Here is a 16,283-nt window from a genome sequence, read left to right as displayed (position 1 = left end):
CTCTTGCCTGGAGACTTTCGTCAGAAGTGCGGACAGAAGGTGGCGCATGGCAAACTGCGCACCTTCGCTCTCGATCATGGCGCGCTCGAGAACCTCCATGCGCCTTTCTATTTCGTTGGACATAGCTGCAAGACCGCATCGCTGCTGCAAAGAAAAAGCGATTTTTGGCGACCTAGGAGACATTGCGAGAGTAGCCGATCTATTGCGCGGCTATCTTACTCGCCCAGACTGTGCGTTCTAGTCATCTGGAATACAAGCGATAAATCTTTCAAACATCGCATTTACATGAGGCTAGGGCAGAGCGGCAAATGGTTCCTGTCGAACACAACGCCGTGCGACACAGGAACCCGCTTGCCGCTATCTTGGTGGCGCAACTGCTGAACACGGGTGGTGCCGATGGCTGCTCCGCTGACGATCGTCGTGTTCGTCATGACCAACGAATCTAAGTCAAATCCATCCTCGAGAAGGCTCTGAAGATGGACCGGGAATGATGAAGTGACTGAACCGGGAGTCCGACAAGTTCAGTCCTCTTCTTCATCACCCTCCCGCTCGAGGGCGTCGACATCTTCGCCGATGTCCTCCAGCGCTTCTCGGTGACGCATGGTGGACTGCGCCTCGATGTAGACACGACGGACTTCGGGGAACTCCTCTCGAATGCCATCTTCCACGTCGGAAACGATCCGTTCGACGGTGCCCGCAAGCGTATCGTCCACGAAGTCTGCCGAGGCCAGTACCAGGACTTCGGAAGGCCCGAAATGCATCGTGCGGACCTCGTTCACCTGCTCAATCGGCTTCACTCTTGCGAGGATTTCGCGAAGACGTTCTTCGATTGCCGGGTCTGCCGATTGCCCGGTCATCAGCACATAGCAGCGCCGAGCCAGGCTCAAGGCCGTGATCGCAAGGATCACGCCGATTGCAATCGACGTCCAACCGTCGATGACCGGCATGTCGAGCAAAACCGCCAAACCGATGCCGAGAAGCGCTGCGCCAAGACCGGCAAGGGCAGCAGTCTCTTCGTAGACGACAGCGAAGATCGTGGGGTCTCGGTGCGTCCGGATCGTTTCCAACATTCCCAGCCCGCGCCGCTTCGCGTCAGTCCGCACTTCGCCAAGCGCGACCCTAAGCGAAGAGCCTTCGAGGGCAATGGCGACCAGCAGAATAAGGATGTTGACCCATGCGCTCTGGATCGAGGTCGGATGAACGACCTTCTCGGCGCCCTCGTAAATGGCAACCCCTGAACCCAGAGCAAACACGGCCATGGCCACCACAAAACCCCAGAAATAGAGCCGCAGGCCATATCCGAAGGGGTGTGACGCATCTGCCGGGCGGCTCGCATCCTTGATGCCGTAGAGCAGCAATACCTGATTACCCGTATCGACGAGACTGTGAATGCCCTCCGAAGCCATAGCGGATGATCCGGTGTAGGCGGCTCCGCAGAACTTGGCGATTGCGATCCCGGCGTTAGCTGCAAGGGCTGCATATAGGGTGCGTTTGGAAGCGTGTGCGGACATGATCGCCGCTATGGCCCACATGAACCCATCTCGCCAGCACTACCACTGATGCCCGCTTCAAGCACCTATCAGGGATGTTTGTAAATCGGCTACAAAGCGTCAATTCGGGATTGTTGGGCAGCTTTTGGAAAAATTCCCCGTTTTCGACCTCGTCAAAAACTACCGAATTTGGTGGCAGCCCGCCGCAATCGCGCTGCCTCGGTTCAGGCGACGCCGTCAGAGCCGGCGTATACTGTTCCGCGGCGGATCCTCGAAGCCTGCCGGTGATCCATCAAGCGAGCGCAAGAAGCACAGCTTGATTGGCCGCCAACAAAGGCTAAGCAGCGGCTATGACCGCATCCGATCTCGAGCAGCTGCTTATCGCCCGCCTTGTCCGGGAAAGAGGTGGCTCTTCGCAATCGTGGCGGCGGGCGCTTGGCAAGGTCATCGTGCGCGACACGAAAACGCATCCCCATTGCAATTGGGATGTCAGGCTTAGCGGGACCGATACGCAGCGCGCTGCGATCGAGCGACTGCTCGACGACGTGCGACTTGAATATTCGATCGTGGTAGCCGGCTGAACCCAATGCTATAAATCGCTGGCAGAGCGGTGGTAAAACAGCGCATTTCGGTGCCGTGACAGTTGCTGTCCGTTCACCGAACGCGTTAGCCTGAACGGCCTACCGTAGGCTTATCCGGCCGCCTAAATTCAAAATGGTGAACGGCCGCTTCAACCAGAAGACGACGCCTTTGCCCCTTGCTCCGGCGGAGCTCCGGGCGGCGGAGGCTGCAAATCGCTCGGACTGGTAATAGCGAGGTACTGGGCCGCGCTGCGGAGTTCGGCCGGGCAAATCGATCATTTCGTCGTCTATGTAGCCTCAGCCCCATCCGGCGGGTCATACCCTTCTATGTTCGGGTGGCCATTGTAGGAAAATGGGCGGCCGCGTGCCGGTGCGGCGACTGGTCGCAGCTGCCGACAGAGCCGCAGCTAAGGCAGATGCGCGGGCGCAGCCATAGGCTGCCGATTGGAAGGCCCTCCTCGCAGCCGCGCGCTGGGCGTGACGCGATATATGGCGCTTCGCTGCTTGCACGACGTCATGGCCGCTCTCCCTTCATTTCAGCGATTTTTGTGTGGATCTGGGCGATGACGGCGGCCCCTTCACCGACGGCCGCGGCAACCCGTTTCGTCGAGCCCTTCCGAACGTCGCCAATCGCGAATACGCCAGAAAGGCTGGTTTCAAGCGGCAGGGCGCTGCTGCCGGTCTCCACAAACCCTTTTGCATCAGTCACCACGCAGCCGCCAAGCCATGCCGAATTCGGGTCGGCGCCGATGAACAGAAACAGGTGCCGGATGTCACGGCGGTGGAGAGTACCGGTCGCAAATTGCCTGAAGGTCGCAGAGGCAAGCCCTTCCCCATCGCCTGAAAGCGCAACCACTTCGCTGCCCACATGGATCTCGACATTGGGCAGAGCCGCGATGCGTTCGATCAAGTAGCGGGACATTGTCTCCGACAGGTCCCGCCTGACGAACAAATGCAACCGCTTCACTTGCGGCGCCAGGAAGACGATAGCCTGTCCGGCCGAATTCCCGCCTCCGACGAGCGCCACTTCCTCTCCAGCACAGAGCCGGGCTTCGACCGGCGATGCCCAATACGACACGCCGCGCCCCTCGAAACCGGCAAGATCGGGAATGTCCGGCCGGCGGTAGCGTGCGCCCGACGCGATCACGACAGTGCGTGCCTGGAGGCGCCGATCGCCGGCAAGCTCCAGCGCCGGCACAGCGGAAGAGCAGTCCAACTTCTGCACGCCAACCGGCACGGCAATCTCTGCACCGAATTTCAGCGCCTGGTTGAACGCACGCCCGGCGAGCGCCTGCCCCGAAATCCCGGTGGGGAAGCCAAGATAGTTCTCGATCCTGGCTGACGATCCGGCCTGCCCGCCCATCGCGCGCTCGTCCAGCACAATGGTCGACAGACCTTCCGAGGCTGCGTAGACGGCTGCAGCAAGCCCCGCAGGGCCGGCGCCTACAATCGCAACATCGTAGACCGTCGAAGGGTCCAGATTGGGGGTCATGCCCAGGCACGCAGCAACCTCCACATCGCTGGGCCGGCGCAGCATGTTTCCATTGGGACAGACGACGAGCGGCAGTTCTTCGGGCAATACGCCGATCCGCTCCACCAGTGCCTTGCCCTCCTCATCGGATGCAGCATTCAAGACAAGGTTGGGATAGCCGCTACGCGTCAGGAAGCCCTGAAGCCGCACGATCTCTGCGCTATCTGGCACACCGATCAGAATCGTCCCGGCGCCCCCTTCGGCAATGAGCGCAACCCGCCGCAGGATGAGCGCGCGCATCACCGTCTCGCCCACATCGGCAGAGCCGACCATGAGTGCGCGGAGATGCGCGGCATCGAACGGCAGTGCCGTGCAGCCGTCCGGCCCTGCGTATCCGGCGGCGATCGATGGCCGTCCGGCAAGCTGGTTCACCTCTCCCGAGAACTGCCCCACACCGTGCGTGGTGATCGGCGCCTCGTGGCTGAGACCATCACGTTGCACGACCTCGATCGTGCCCTCTAGCACGAGCCAGGCCGGTGCGCCCTCGGCGCCGATCGCATAGACTTCCTCGTGCGGCTCGAAGCGGCGTTCCGGCCCGCTGCAAAACCGGCGCGCAATCGCGATCTGCGCATCGTCCAATACGGGAAACATCTGATGTTCGCGGGTACCCAGCGTGTTCATGTCGCGTCTCGCTTGCAATGGCCAGAACCCGGCCTCCCACCTTGTCATCCAAGGATCGTCGCGCCGGCGGCGCAGTATTGCGCCGCCGGCGCGACGATCAACTACGGACGAATGCCAGCAGATCGGGATTGATCACGTCGGCGTGCGTCGTCAGCATTCCGTGCGGATAGCCCGCATAGATTTTCAATGTGCCGTTCCGCAGCAATTTGATCTGCTGCAAGGCTGCATCCGTATAGGGCACGACCTGATCGTCATCGCCTTGGAGGACAAGCGCGGGCACGGTTATGGCCTTGAGATCTTCGGTTTGATCGGTCTGCGAGAACGCCTTGATGCCCTCATAGTGCGCCAGCGCGCTGCCGCTCATGCCCTGGCGCCACCAGTTGCGGATGACCGCGTCCGAAACTGCGGCGCCGGGACGATTGAAGCCGTAGAACGGACCCGATGCGACATCGAGGAAAAAGTCCGCGCGGTTCGCGGCGAGGGCACTGCGGAAACCATCAAACACGGCGATATCGGTACCGCCGGGATTTTCCGGGGTCTTCAGCATCAGCGGCGGAACCGCGCTGACCAGCACGGCCTTGGCGACCCGGCCCTGGGGCTGGCCGAAGCGCGCGACGTAGCGCGCGACCTCGCCGCCGCCGGTCGAATGTCCGATGTGGACCGCACCGCGCAAGTCGAGATGCTCGGCCACGGCGGAAGCGTCCGATGCATAGTGATCCATGTCGTGACCGGCGCCGACCTGCGCCGAGCGGCCATGGCCCCTGCGGTCATGCGCGACGACGCGGTACCCCTGCTGCAGGAAGAAGAGCATCTGGGCATCCCAGTCGTCCGAGCTCAGCGGCCAGCCATGATGGAACACGATTGGCTGCGCGTCCTTGGGGCCCCAGTCCTTGTAAAAGATTTCAACGCCGTCGTTCGTCGTGATGGTAGCCATGTTGTCCTCCATTGGCAGGCGGAGACTGGCGGGGGGCCGGTCCGACCGTTCCGATATCGGCGCGGCGTGGATGCCCCGATATCATACGCAGGTTTGGGTGCTCCCTGATCGCCCCCATACCTGCGTATGATGGCCCGGCGGACTGCGATCGGGGATCAGCGGGTCACCCAATCGAGGAAGAGACGATGACCACCGCGCATCACGCCGCTTTCCCAGAAACCGCAGCCGTAGCCGTGCTTCCCCCCGTTCCCGAGCCAAGCGCGATGGACGAGGTCAATCACCGCGTAGCCAACAGCCTGCAACTTGTAGCGGCCATGATGACGCTTGAGGCGCGCCGGATCGCGGACCCGGCGGCCCTTGCGGTGCTGGCTGCGATGACGCTGCGGATAGCGGCGATCGCCGGGGTTCACCGTCAGCTCTGCCGGGAACGGTCGGCCGGGCAGGTCGATCTGGGCGAATATCTGGAGCAGCTTGGCGCAGGTCTTGAGACGGGTTGCGGCGATGCTGGTGCCGGCCGCCAGATCCGCGTCGCGGCGGAGCCCGTGATTGTCGCGGCCGAGACGGCCAGTTCGATCGGGGTGATCGTCTCTGAGCTGGTCGGCAATGCTTGCAAGTACGCCTATCCGCTAGGCTCTCCCGGCGCGGTTGACATCTCCCTCTGTGCGAGGCCGATGGGCGGCTTCGTGCTGGAAGTGGTCGATCGGGGCCGAGGCCGCGCAGCGCGCGCGGCGCCGGAAGGAAGCGGACTGGGCAGTCAGTTTATCTCCATGATGGCGCATCGTCTGGGCGCCCGGTACGGCTGGTCGGATGCGCGGCCCGGCACGCGCTTCACGTTGTGTGCCTGATACGGTCGGGCGCCCGCCTCCCCCGAAGCATGCCAGCTTACCCGTTGCGATCATGGCCGTTCTCGTCCAGCTTGGCCATGCTCCCGGTCGCCTGGGCCGTGGGGCTACGCGAGGCGATCATGCGCGACGATGCGGGCGGTAGAAGGTTGACGGGAAGACTCCACGGCGCTGCGGCGCTGGCGCTCGCCGTCTTTGCCCTCGATGTTCTGAGCCCGCTTCAGGGTGCCGTTGCCGTCTTGTACACGGTTGCCATTGTCATGTCCTCGCGCAGCCATGACCGCCGGGTGATGCTGGCGACCTGTGCGGCCGTGCTCGCGATGGCAGTGGGGGGCTACTTCATCAGCCATGGGGGAGAGCCGCTGGGTTCGCCGGCCATGCGGCTTGCTGTCAGCCTGATCGCGATCCTGATCGCCACACTGCTCAGCATCCGCAATCTCGCGGTAGCCGAACAGCAGCGCAAGTCGGAGGAGCGTTACCGAACGATCTTCAATGCGGCGGGTCTGCCGATCTGGGAGGGCGACTGGTCGACGGCGCATGCGCTGCTGGCAAATGGCGGCTCCGCAACGCCGGAGCAGATCGATCACATCGCCCGTACCGCGACCATCCGCGCCGCCAATGACGCTGCGGGACGCCTGTTCGGCCTGCCCGATGCCCGCGCGTTGATCGGCGGCACGCTCATTCCCCACCACACGCCCGCCGCCGAGGCGACGCTCGGCCGCATTCTCGCTGCACTCGTGCGCGGGGATCCGGCGATCGAGGAGGAAACCCAGTTTCTCGCCGCTTCGGGGGAGACGATCGATGTGGTCCTGCGCGTGACCGTTCCCCCCGGCGCCGATGGCTGGAGCCGGGTACTCATCATGGCCATCGACGTTACCGAGCGAAACCGAACGCAGGCGCGGCTCGCCCAGTCCCAGGCCGAACTTACCCATGTTTCGCGCGTAACGACGCTGGGGCAACTGGCCGCATCGATCGCCCATGAAGTCAATCAGCCGCTCTCCGCGATCATCACTTATGCGAAATCCGGTCGCCGCTGGCTGGCGCGCGAAGCTCCCGATGCGAAAGAGGTTGGCGACTGTCTGGACCACATCGCATCGAACGGCACCCGTGCAGCAGACGTGATCGCCCGCATCCGCGACCTGGCCCGCAATGTCGAGCCGCGCCAGGACGTGCTGGCCTTGGGCCCCCTGATCGAAGAGACCGTCGCGCTGCTCCGCCGGGACCTCCAGACGAACGACGTCGCGATTACGCTCGACATCGGCGATAGCCTCCCGCTGGTGCGAGGCGATTGGGTGCAGATCCAGCAGGTGCTCATGAACCTGATGCTCAATGCCGAGCAGGCGATGGCCGAGACCCCGGCCGATCAAAGACAACTCTGCGTCAAGGCGGTACATGCCGGCGCAACCGTCAACGTGGAAGTGCGTGACTGCGGGACGGGCATTTCCGCCGATCCCGAAAGCCTGTTCGCGCCATTTTTCACGACCAAGAGTACGGGCCTGGGAATGGGCCTGTCGATCTGCCGCTCGATCGTCGAGCGGCACGGGGGCACGCTCGTCGCATCGAACAATGCGGCACTCGGCGCCACTTTCCGGTTCACGCTTCCGGTCATTGCGGCCGGGAGGGAGGCAGCATGACCGTCTTTGTGATCGATGACGACCCCGAAATCCTGGGATCGCTGGGCAGCCTGTTCCGCTCGACCGGGCGGGATGTGGCGCTATTCCAGAGCCCCGAGGAATTTCTGGCCGCAGAAAAACCGACCACTGCGTCCTGCCTCGTCCTGGACGTGCGGCTTCGCGGGCAGAGCGGTCTGGACTTTCAGGAGCGCCTCGTCGCGGAAGGAATAACGCTTCCGGTGGTTCTCATTACCGGGCACGGCGATATCCCCATGACCGTGCGCGCGATGAAAGCCGGTGCGGTGGACTTCCTGCCCAAGCCATTCAGTGAGGAACAGATGCTTGCCGCCGTCGGCAGCGCGCTTGAGCGCGACGAAGAGCGCCGCGAGCAGGCCGCCGGGTCGGACGCACTCCAGCTTTGCTACGACCGGCTCACGCCAAGGGAGCGCGAAGTCATGAGTCTCGTCGTGACCGGTCTGATGAACAAGCAGGTCGCGGCGCGGATGGAGCTTTCGGAGATCACGGTGAAGATCCATCGCGGCAACGTCATGCGCAAGATGGAAGCGCAGTCGCTGGCGGACCTGGTGAGAATGGCCGAAACACTGGGCATTCGCGATGACACGATTCACCGCTTTAACATCTGAGTATGATGGCGCGGCACACGGTGCAGGCCCATCTGGGGGATGTGAACCAGGAGAAATGTGCGTGCCCGCTTCCCCCATCATCGCCATCGTGGATGACGACCCCGGCGTTCGAGGGAGTATAGACAGCCTTGTAAGATCGACCGGCATGACCCCGTGCAGCTTCGCCAGCGCCGGCGAATTGCTGGCAGCGGGAGATGAGGCTCTGGCGTGCATCGTGACCGACCTGCACATGCCGGAAATGACAGGTCTCGAACTGCAGGCCGAGATGCAGCGGCGCGGCTGGGCCGTGCCACTGATCGTCATGACTGCTTTTCCGACCGATGCCGCCAGAAGACAGGCGATGGGCGCCGGCGCGCGGGCATTCCTGACCAAGCCGGTCGATCCGGATTCACTGCTCGACGCCATCGAGGCGGCAATCCGCTGAACAAAAAAGGAAGGCGCCACCGCGAGGTAGCGCCTTTCTCGTCTTGTAGTCAGGTACGGACTTCTTTGCACGGCGGCGCCCCTGGGGATGGAGCGCCGCTCGATCCCTCAGCGGATAGCGTGGCCACGGCAGCTTTCGTACAGGAACCAGCTGCGGCGTTCGGTTTCGTCGATCCACACTTCGAGCAGGCTTGCGGTGGCGACGTCGGAATACTCGTCGCACAGTTCATGGACCCGGCGCATCTCGGCCACCAGCTGCTTGTTGTCGCCGTGCAGTTCGGCGAGCATGTCCTTGGGCTCCACATAAGCCGCATTGTTGTCGAGGATGCGCTGGCGAGCGGCGATGTCCGATATCGAGCGGATGGTGGTGCCGCCAATCTTGCGGGCGCGCTCGGCCATCGGATCCGTCATGGCAAAAATCTGGTCGCCCTGGTCGTCCAGCAGCAGATGATAGTCCCGAAAGTTCGGGCCGCTCATGTGCCAGTGAAAGTTCTTGGTCTTGAGGTAGAGTGCAAACACGTCGGCGAGCAGCCCGGCCAGCCCGGCCGAAATGTCACGCGTCGCGTCGGTCCCAAGATCGGTCGGCGTGCCAAGAAACCGGTCGGCGATCGAGACGGTGGTGGTGTCAGTGGTCATCGTGCTTCTCCAGGTCGGGGCGGCACAGCGCCGTCCGATGCCCTAGAATTACGCGTCTCGTCATCGCCGCCTATCCACACCAAGGTTTGCATATCTTGGTATGGATAGGCGCGGCGCATGCCAGTCCATAGCTTTTGAACGCGTTCGACTTCTCCGAAAGGACCCGTTCCATGACCGCATCCCGCCATGTCCGTTCGCTGATCACCACACCGCCAAGCTACGAAGGCAGCCTCGGATCGGTACGAGGGGCGGACGGCGAAGATTTTCCCATCCTGAAGGGCATGTCGATGCGCCGCCTGGTCCTGGCGCCCGGCGCGATCCGCGAGCCGCACTGGCACGCCAATGCCGATGAATTGGCGTGCTGCCTATCGGGCGACCTGCTGGTCTCGGTGCTCGATACCGGCGACGTTTTCGGCGCTTTCACGATCTCTGCGGGAGAGATGTTTTACATCACCGTCGGCTCGCTCCACACGATCGAGAACGTCGGCGACGTCGATGCCGAACTTATCATCGTCTTCAGCCACGAACGACCCGAGGAGTTCTCGCTGCATGGCGCCTTGGGGGCAATGACCGACGCAGTCCTGGGCAACACGTTCACCCTGCCCTCTTCCGACTTCGCAGCGCTCAAGCGCGATACCTCGTCCGCGCTGCTGGTTCACCGGAACGGCCCTGCCAAGGTGCCCGCAAGCGCGGCGTTTCCGGATCCTCACAAGTTCGGCATCGCCAGCGAAACTCCGCCGATCGACCATCCCTACGGCACAGCGCGCGTTGCGCGCTCACAATTCTGGCCGGCTCTGAAGAACTTGGCGATGTATTCGATCCTGATCCCCGAAAACGGCATGCGCGAGCCGCACTGGCACCCCAACACGGCGGAGATGGGCTACGTCCACAAGGGCCGCGCGCGGATGTCTATCCTGGACCCGGACGGCAGCGTGGACACTTACGAACTGCAGGCGGGCGATGCTTATTTCATCCCACGTTCCTATCCTCATCAGATCGAGGTAATTGGCGATGAGGAAATTCATTTTCTGGTCTTCTTCGACCAGCCGATGCCCGGGGACATCGGCTACCGCACATCGACGTCTTCGATCTCGCGCGAAGTTCTCGCCGCGACGTTCGGAGTGACAACCGGCTCCCTTCCAACACTGCCTTCGACAGTTGATGATCCGCTCATCGTGGAACGCGTGAATCCTCTGGATCGGCCGTCGTGAGTAAGTCCCTTTTCGCGCCGAACGAGAATGCAACGGCGGCCGATATCCTGCCCAGGACGATCGTTCCAATCTGGATGCCACCGCTGCCGCAGGCTGCCCCGCTTATGTTTGGGGCACGGCTTGCCGGAGCATTCTGCAGATGTCTGAGACAGCTTGTGTGCCGATCATTGAAACAGGTATCGGGCGGCAGGTCTCAAGACTCAAACTAACTTATGCGCCGATTGCCCATAACTGAAACGTCATTGTCAGTTGTCAACTGGCGAACGCTCGATGAAAGACGATCTTAGCCGCCCGCCAGTATGGCACCGGCCGCAAGGAGGCCGCCATCCCTGCCAAGGAGCAGGATGCGTGTCACAGGATGCGAGCCGCGTGCTCGGCCGTCGGTATCCAGCATGCGGACCTCTTTCCGAACAAGCGGTAGCGATGCCGCGCCACCCAGCGATAGATGGGATCACGCAACTTGCGCGGTACGATCCGCAGCGCCGCCAGGGCGTTCCAAGGACGATCGAGGCCCGCCCATATGGCCAACACCGCATCGCTGTCCCGCAAGAGATTGTCGCCCTCGACGACGATCAGTGTTTCCGGATTCGCCGGGTCGATCCCGAACCGGCGATAGAGCGCGAATCCGGCCTCACCCTGCATCGACGCCAGCCGGAAACGCCCGGCCCTGTCATGCCGCAGCACGAAGGCGGCATTGGCGGAGCAGAGCACGCACATCGCGTCGAAAACGATGATAGGTCCGGAAGCGGCGGTCATGCCGCTTCCACGACGGGTCGAGCCATCTGACGCTCGCCCTCCAGCCCCAACGGTCGCAGCGGATTTCCGACCAGTCCGCTCACCATCGATGCCTGTATGGCGGTGGCCGGCCATAGCTTGGATAGAGGGCCGACAATCCGGTCGCGGATCAGCGGCAGCAGGCGGCTGTCGGACTGATAGACGGGGGTGAACAGCGCAGTGAGCCATTGATAAGTGAGAACGTGGCGACGGCGTAGCCGGATGCCCTGCCGAACACCCTCGTCGACGCTGCGCGCATGGTCCAGACTGTGGGCCAGCGCCCAGGCATCGAGTAGCGCCATGTTGGCGCCTTGCCCCAGCTGCGGACTGGCGGAATGCCACGCATCGCCGATATGGACGAGCGCCGGTTCGGCCGGCGAAGCCAGGGTGCGATGCGCATAACGCGCGAAGGTCAACTGGCTTGGATCGGTGATCTGGTCGAGCAGCGCCGCGCAATCAGGCCAGAGTGCGCCGACCCGCGCCTTCCAGGCGGTTAGTCCAGCCTCGCGCCAGTCGTCCAGCCGGTCTGCCCGGAGCGACCAGAAGAAAGCTGCCTTGGGCACGGTTGCCCCGGGCGGTGTCCCGATGGGCAGAACGCCGGCCATGATGCTTGCCCGATCGTAACGCTGCGCAAGGGCGTGGGGATCGAAGCCGGCACCCCCAGGCCAGTAGAGGCTGGCCCATAGCGCTCCATATGCCAGTTCCCGGCCCGCCGGCGGAGCGAGTGGTGTCCGCGTGCCGAGCGCGTCCACGACGAGATCATAGCGATCGCTTTTCTGTCCATCGGCAAACCGCAACGCACGTTTCGTTCCCAGCAGCGTAGTTCCCACCAGTGTGCGCCCGCAATGCAATGGAATGCCTGACCGCAGCACGGCCTCGTGCAGAACCGCAAACAAACTGGCGCGGTGTATCCCTATGCCGAAAGCGTCCCGACGGCCCAGCGAGGCATATTCCACGTCGAGCACGACCCGCTTGCCCGCCATGCCGAACAACTTATCGATGCGCGCGCCGCGTACCAGGACTGCGTCCAGCAGGCCGAGCTTGGCGAGAACCGCCATCCCCGTGGGCTGGATCATCAGTCCGGAACCGATAGGCTGGGGCTTCTCGAACCGCTCGAACAGGGTGACATGATGCCCCGCCTCGTGAAGCAGCAGCGCTGCAGCCAGCCCGCACGGCCCACAGCCGGCAATCGCGATGTTCAGCCCCCGCATCCCTGCTGCCTAGCCCATGATGGAGATCGGTCCAATAGGGCGAGCTTAAATGGCCGCGTAGAAGCCCGCGATGTTCGGCGCCCAGCGGGCCGGGGCCATGAAATGTCCGAGCGAGAGGATTTGAGCGCTCCGAAAGGGACCACCGAGGAAGCCGGGAAGTAGCTTTCCTGCCTGAGCCTGGGGATGCGCAGTTCAACTGTCCCGGCGCGCGTCTGCCAGTCGCGCTCACGGTAGCCGTTGCGCTGGACCAGCCTCGTCGCAGATTTCTCGCCGTGGCCGCCTCCGGCCAGGTTGCCGACCTCCGTCTCCATCAGCCGCTCGGCGGCAAACGAGATCATCTCGCGCAGAATATCTGCATCCCGGGCCTTTGCTACGAGCGAACGCAAGTCCATCATCGGATCGGTCATCGTGATTCCTTCCGTCAGGTCTGAGCTTCGCAAACCAAACCTACCCGAAAATCACGGTGACCACCTCAGCCTTCAGCTACTCCACGTCCTGGGACACGATCCCGGCGCGCAGTAAGTAATGTCGACAATGGGGCGACGAGCTGCCAATAACGCCTGCCCCACCGAGAATTTCCGCTGGCACACCCCCCGTTACCGGTCAAAGAATGCCCGCGCAAAAGCGGTCAGTCTTTCACCAAACATCCTCTGGAAACCTATATACGGTCACGATGTGGTCTGCGAAGCCCGTCTCTTTCGGCGTTGAACCCTACGGTATCCGCGGATGAGCGATGTGAATTGTTGTAGGCTCGCCGTAAAAAAACAGACTGCGCGAATGGAAGGAGGAACTAGGGACACCGCGCTCCTCCTTCCGCCCGCCTGCTCATTGCAGGCGGGTAAAGCGCATCCCTTTCATCCGCCCGGCCGCGAACTCGAATCCGCACCGATCGTCGGCGAAAGTCAAAATTCCGCCCAGCATTGCGAATGGTCCCAGAGACGCCGCCTTCCATGTCGTGTCGGTGATCGGAGACAAGCCATATTCTGCCCGTCCATGGCGCCCCTCGATTTTCAAGCGATAGACGTCGCCCTCTTCGATAATCGCTGCGGTTGCCGCCGCGGAAGGCGCCGCGAAGTGTCCCACCCGGTCGCCGACGTGAGCATCCGGTTTCGGCGTAACCGGAACGAGCCGATCCTCATTGCCGAAATCGGTAAAAACCAGATACCTCCCCTCACTCCTTGCCGACTGGCGGATGAAGGACATGATCTCAGGAAGCCGCAGGTTACCTCCCTCATCCGCAGTCACCGGAAGACCGGGCGCGCCATCTATCCCCATCAACTGCATTTCCCCAAGGGACTGCAGTTCGATCACGCGTCCATCAGCGGGGGACACGAAGACACCGTCCAATTTTTCGAAAGGTATGTCGACCACCGGATCAAGTCCCTCAGTGCAGGCGTCGATAATCCTGTTGGCAAGGTCGGCAGCGTTCACATCGGCGCGGTTCACCGCGATCGAGATATCGAGCCCGGCGGCGGGCACTTTGATCATCTGCGAGTTACCAGCTATCACGCCGCCTGCGTGACAGATCGTCTCGACACCGCGGTAGTTCCCGATGACCAGCCCCAGACCGTAACCCGTGGACGTGCCGTTCGCCAGACGGTGAGGTTCTTTCAGCAGCCGCCAGCTTTCAGCGGATCCCACACGGGGTGCGTCCATATGCCTCAACCAACGCAACATGTCGTCCATCGTCGAGACCACGCCGCCGGCACCGCTCACTTCAGAACCCATGTAGTCACGCGTGAAGCGACCATCCGTCGCGCGGAAATGCAGCGCGGCGCTGTTGGGCACGAAACCGTCGTCCCAGCGTCGGAGCATCGTGTCGTACATTCCCACGGGTTCAAATATCCGCTTTCGCAGCACCGTATCGAGCGTCTCACCAGTGATCCGCTCGATCGCGGCGGTCAGGAGGACGTAGCCGCCGTTGTTGTAGCTCCAACTCGTTCCCGGCGTGAAATCCACGTCCTCGATCGTTCGGTAGTAGGCCAGGATATCCGCGTCGGTCACTTTCGTGAGCGCGCCATTGGTCAGCATCGACACCGTCATCGCATCGCGAATGCCCGAAGTATGCCCCATCAACTGGCGCATCGTGACTAGGCGGCTGGCAGCGTTGATTTCATTGACGTGCTTACCGATCGGATCGTCGAGCGATGCGCTCCCCTCCTCGCACAGGAGAAGATACGCCAGCGCCGTGAAATGCTTGGTCGTCGATCCGATCCGCATGCGCATGGCCGGCCCCAGAACCACCGGCAATTCCATATGGGCAAGGCCAAAGCCACGGCGATAGACGGGGACGCCGTTTATCGCGATACCGACCGCCGCGCCGGGCTGACTGCATTGGTCGATTGATGCGAAAATCGCATCAATCTGGGCTTCCTCGAAATGCGTTGCAACGGTTCCTTGGGTCATATGCTCTGTCCCTGATACGAGGTTGCGGATGCGGCATCTAGGCTGCGGCAGGCACTGGCTGCGCAGAAAATTTCCTTCCGCGAGAGGCCCACCAGAAACAGGCCGAAGCCATCAGTGCGAAGGGAGCGCCCACCGCCGCCATGCCATGGCCCAGCATCGCATCGCCGCCGAACGCCGCGCTGGCCATGGCGACAAGCGGCGCCGCAAAGGCACCGCCCAGCGAAACCGTTACGACATAGAAGCCCATTACGACGCCCCGCAACTCATTGGGAATCGTGAAGCTTATGGCGACCATCGGAATGGTGATCGCGACCGCGAAAGCAACGGTAAAGCAGATGGCCGCCACGGCGAACCAGACGAGGTTCGGCATCATCGCGACAAAAGAGGCCGGCGCACATGCGGCTGCTGCAAAGGCTGCCGGTCGCATAACACTGCCCTGCCCTTCGCGGTGGCGAAAATACTCGCTCAACCTGCCTCCCACGACCATTCCTACCAGCACCGAGATGAGCGAAACCGTGCCGAACCACCCGGCAAAATCGCCGGGTTGTTGACCGTAAATGCGCGTGAGCGCCGGCGCCATCCAACTTACCACCCCGGTAGACATCCCTGAGAGGAACGTCGTTCCTGCAAGCAGCGGAACAAGAAAACGGCGGTACGCCCACAGTTCACGGATGCTGCCGCCACCTTCTCGCCGAACTTCCATGCGATCCGGTTCGCGGAGTGAGAGGATCGCCGGAATGAGCAACAGCCCTGCGGCGGCGAAGCCCAGCGACACCAGCCGCCAGGGAGTAAACCCAAAGAGTAGCTGAGATCCACTGGCAGCCAAATGGGTCAGCGCGCCCAGACCGAAACCGCCGAAGAAGATCGCCCCGGCCTGACCGATACCCTGGCCGATGCCATAGGAGGTCGTCGCCATTGCCCGTCGTTCCGGTGCAAAGTAGTCGGCAAGCAACGACATGGCCGTGGGCAACGTGATTGCGTTAGCGATCCCGAGCACCGCCTTGCTAGCGACCAGCAGCCATACCCCCTTGGAAAGCGCAGTGAGCACCAGGCCAAGACACCATAGCAGCATCGCCGCCGCCATCATCCGCACCCTGTCCGAACGGTCCGCCAGCAGCCCCATAGGAATGCAGAACAGTGCATAGGCCCCATAGAGGACAGTGGTGTTGGCAAGACCTACCTCGATGTCGGTCAATCCAAGCTCATGTTTGATTGGTTCGACCAGGAGCGAAATCACGTAGATGTCCATAGCCGTGAAGAAGGCGATGGCGACGATAATGGCCTGCGAACGGCGCGCCTTCGCTAGGCTGGGGTAGTCCGTCTGGCTGAACTCTGCAGACATGCACGTTTCCTCGAAAGGCTCGCG

General features: G+C 62.5%; 16 protein-coding genes and 1 pseudogene. 6 read left to right on the top strand and 11 right to left on the bottom strand.

All coding sequences use genetic code 11. From position 1 onward, the window contains the following. Positions 1-281: 281 nt before the first annotated feature. Positions 282-431 carry a hypothetical protein gene (locus ACZ1J6_RS23020; protein WP_465128634.1) on the bottom strand — a complete coding sequence of 50 codons (150 nt, stop codon included), beginning with the start codon at positions 429-431 and terminating at the stop codon, positions 282-284. 90 nt (positions 432-521) lie between these two features. Further along, complete coding sequence (locus tag ACZ1J6_RS23015) at positions 522-1,511, bottom strand: cation diffusion facilitator family transporter (RefSeq protein ID WP_465128633.1); 990 nt, start codon at positions 1,509-1,511, stop codon at positions 522-524. Between the two features lie 329 nt (positions 1,512-1,840). On the opposite strand from ACZ1J6_RS23015, the gene ACZ1J6_RS23010 reads away from it, so the two are divergent. Then, a complete protein-coding gene (locus tag ACZ1J6_RS23010) occupies positions 1,841-2,071 on the top strand; it encodes a hypothetical protein (protein WP_465128632.1) in 231 nt (76 codons plus the stop codon). Between the two features lie 325 nt (positions 2,072-2,396). On the opposite strand, the gene ACZ1J6_RS23005 is transcribed toward ACZ1J6_RS23010, so the two are convergent. The 3 genes from ACZ1J6_RS23005 to ACZ1J6_RS22995 form a co-directional block, all read right to left on the bottom strand. Beyond that, the gene (locus ACZ1J6_RS23005) at positions 2,397-2,489 is read right to left on the bottom strand and encodes a hypothetical protein (protein WP_465128834.1); all 93 of its coding nucleotides are present in this window, start codon (positions 2,487-2,489) and stop codon (positions 2,397-2,399) included. 96 nt (positions 2,490-2,585) lie between these two features. Next, positions 2,586-4,223: an FAD-dependent oxidoreductase gene (locus tag ACZ1J6_RS23000; RefSeq protein WP_465128631.1), complete on the bottom strand. Its 1,638-nt coding sequence runs from the start codon at positions 4,221-4,223 to the stop codon at positions 2,586-2,588. 97 nt (positions 4,224-4,320) lie between these two features. Beyond that, the gene (locus tag ACZ1J6_RS22995; RefSeq protein ID WP_465128630.1) at positions 4,321-5,157 is read right to left on the bottom strand and encodes an alpha/beta fold hydrolase; all 837 of its coding nucleotides are present in this window, start codon (positions 5,155-5,157) and stop codon (positions 4,321-4,323) included. A gap of 185 nt (positions 5,158-5,342) precedes the next feature. Here ACZ1J6_RS22995 and ACZ1J6_RS22990 point away from each other — a divergent pair, with 185 nt between their 5' ends. The 4 genes from ACZ1J6_RS22990 (at position 5,343) to ACZ1J6_RS22975 (ending at position 8,680) form a co-directional block, all read left to right on the top strand. Then, positions 5,343-6,002, top strand: coding sequence for a sensor histidine kinase (locus ACZ1J6_RS22990; RefSeq protein WP_465128629.1), 660 nt, complete (start codon positions 5,343-5,345; stop codon positions 6,000-6,002). Between the two features lie 77 nt (positions 6,003-6,079). After that, on the top strand, positions 6,080-7,633 hold the full coding sequence (locus ACZ1J6_RS22985) for a sensor histidine kinase (protein WP_465128628.1): 1,554 nt from the start codon (positions 6,080-6,082) through the stop codon (positions 7,631-7,633). Then, positions 7,630-8,256: a response regulator transcription factor gene (locus ACZ1J6_RS22980; RefSeq protein WP_465128627.1), complete on the top strand. Its 627-nt coding sequence runs from the start codon at positions 7,630-7,632 to the stop codon at positions 8,254-8,256. Before ACZ1J6_RS22985 ends, ACZ1J6_RS22980 begins: the two co-directional genes overlap by 4 nt. 61 nt (positions 8,257-8,317) lie before the next feature. After that, positions 8,318-8,680 (top strand): response regulator transcription factor, encoded by a 363-nt coding sequence (locus ACZ1J6_RS22975; RefSeq protein WP_465128626.1) that lies wholly within the window; start codon positions 8,318-8,320, stop codon positions 8,678-8,680. A 107-nt stretch (positions 8,681-8,787) separates the two neighbouring features. On the opposite strand, the gene ACZ1J6_RS22970 is transcribed toward ACZ1J6_RS22975, so the two are convergent. Continuing rightward, the gene (locus ACZ1J6_RS22970) at positions 8,788-9,315 is read right to left on the bottom strand and encodes a Dps family protein (protein WP_132269848.1); all 528 of its coding nucleotides are present in this window, start codon (positions 9,313-9,315) and stop codon (positions 8,788-8,790) included. Positions 9,316-9,485: 170 nt separating this feature from the next. Here ACZ1J6_RS22970 and ACZ1J6_RS22965 point away from each other — a divergent pair, with 170 nt between their 5' ends. After that, positions 9,486-10,526 (top strand): cupin domain-containing protein, encoded by a 1,041-nt coding sequence (locus ACZ1J6_RS22965; RefSeq protein ID WP_465128625.1) that lies wholly within the window; start codon positions 9,486-9,488, stop codon positions 10,524-10,526. 351 nt (positions 10,527-10,877) lie between these two features. On the opposite strand, the gene ACZ1J6_RS22960 is transcribed toward ACZ1J6_RS22965, so the two are convergent. The 5 genes and pseudogenes from ACZ1J6_RS22960 to ACZ1J6_RS22940 form a co-directional block, all read right to left on the bottom strand. Next, positions 10,878-11,282, bottom strand: a complete 405-nt coding sequence (locus tag ACZ1J6_RS22960; RefSeq protein ID WP_465128624.1) for a thiol-disulfide oxidoreductase DCC family protein — start codon at positions 11,280-11,282, stop codon at positions 10,878-10,880. Beyond that, complete coding sequence (locus tag ACZ1J6_RS22955; RefSeq protein ID WP_465128623.1) at positions 11,279-12,511, bottom strand: FAD-dependent oxidoreductase; 1,233 nt, start codon at positions 12,509-12,511, stop codon at positions 11,279-11,281. Before ACZ1J6_RS22955 ends, ACZ1J6_RS22960 begins: the two co-directional genes overlap by 4 nt. A gap of 149 nt (positions 12,512-12,660) precedes the next feature. Next, a pseudogene (locus tag ACZ1J6_RS22950) lies at positions 12,661-12,918 on the bottom strand (transposase); the annotation flags it as partial. A gap of 418 nt (positions 12,919-13,336) precedes the next feature. Continuing rightward, a complete protein-coding gene (locus ACZ1J6_RS22945; protein WP_465128622.1) occupies positions 13,337-14,917 on the bottom strand; it encodes a serine hydrolase domain-containing protein in 1,581 nt (526 codons plus the stop codon). 37 nt (positions 14,918-14,954) lie between these two features. After that, positions 14,955-16,259 (bottom strand): MFS transporter, encoded by a 1,305-nt coding sequence (locus ACZ1J6_RS22940; RefSeq protein WP_465128621.1) that lies wholly within the window; start codon positions 16,257-16,259, stop codon positions 14,955-14,957. Positions 16,260-16,283: the final 24 nt, after the last annotated feature.

This window comes from Novosphingobium sp. BL-S-21, assembly GCF_055521655.1.
The sequence above is the reverse complement of the archived record's forward strand: the minus strand, read 5'-3'. Positions and strand labels throughout refer to the sequence as shown.

Bases quoted from the DNA above. Each gene is read 5' to 3' on its own strand.
- ACZ1J6_RS22990 (WP_465128629.1), top strand. From the start codon at position 5,343: ATGACCACCGCGCATCACGCCGCTTTCCCAGAAACCGCAGCCGTAGCC.
- ACZ1J6_RS22995 (WP_465128630.1), bottom strand. From the start codon at position 5,157: ATGGCTACCATCACGACGAACGACGGCGTTGAAATCTTTTACAAGGAC.
- ACZ1J6_RS22985 (WP_465128628.1), top strand. From the start codon at position 6,080: ATGCTCCCGGTCGCCTGGGCCGTGGGGCTACGCGAGGCGATCATGCGC.
- ACZ1J6_RS23000 (WP_465128631.1), bottom strand. From the start codon at position 4,223: ATGAACACGCTGGGTACCCGCGAACATCAGATGTTTCCCGTATTGGAC.
- ACZ1J6_RS23020 (WP_465128634.1), bottom strand. From the start codon at position 431: ATGACGAACACGACGATCGTCAGCGGAGCAGCCATCGGCACCACCCGT.
- ACZ1J6_RS22970 (WP_132269848.1), bottom strand. From the start codon at position 9,315: ATGACCACTGACACCACCACCGTCTCGATCGCCGACCGGTTTCTTGGC.
- ACZ1J6_RS22940 (WP_465128621.1), bottom strand. From the start codon at position 16,259: ATGTCTGCAGAGTTCAGCCAGACGGACTACCCCAGCCTAGCGAAGGCG.
- ACZ1J6_RS22955 (WP_465128623.1), bottom strand. From the start codon at position 12,511: ATGCGGGGGCTGAACATCGCGATTGCCGGCTGTGGGCCGTGCGGGCTG.
- ACZ1J6_RS22945 (WP_465128622.1), bottom strand. From the start codon at position 14,917: ATGACCCAAGGAACCGTTGCAACGCATTTCGAGGAAGCCCAGATTGAT.
- ACZ1J6_RS22960 (WP_465128624.1), bottom strand. From the start codon at position 11,282: ATGACCGCCGCTTCCGGACCTATCATCGTTTTCGACGCGATGTGCGTG.
- ACZ1J6_RS23010 (WP_465128632.1), top strand. From the start codon at position 1,841: ATGACCGCATCCGATCTCGAGCAGCTGCTTATCGCCCGCCTTGTCCGG.
- ACZ1J6_RS23015 (WP_465128633.1), bottom strand. From the start codon at position 1,511: ATGTCCGCACACGCTTCCAAACGCACCCTATATGCAGCCCTTGCAGCT.
- ACZ1J6_RS22980 (WP_465128627.1), top strand. From the start codon at position 7,630: ATGACCGTCTTTGTGATCGATGACGACCCCGAAATCCTGGGATCGCTG.
- ACZ1J6_RS22965 (WP_465128625.1), top strand. From the start codon at position 9,486: ATGACCGCATCCCGCCATGTCCGTTCGCTGATCACCACACCGCCAAGC.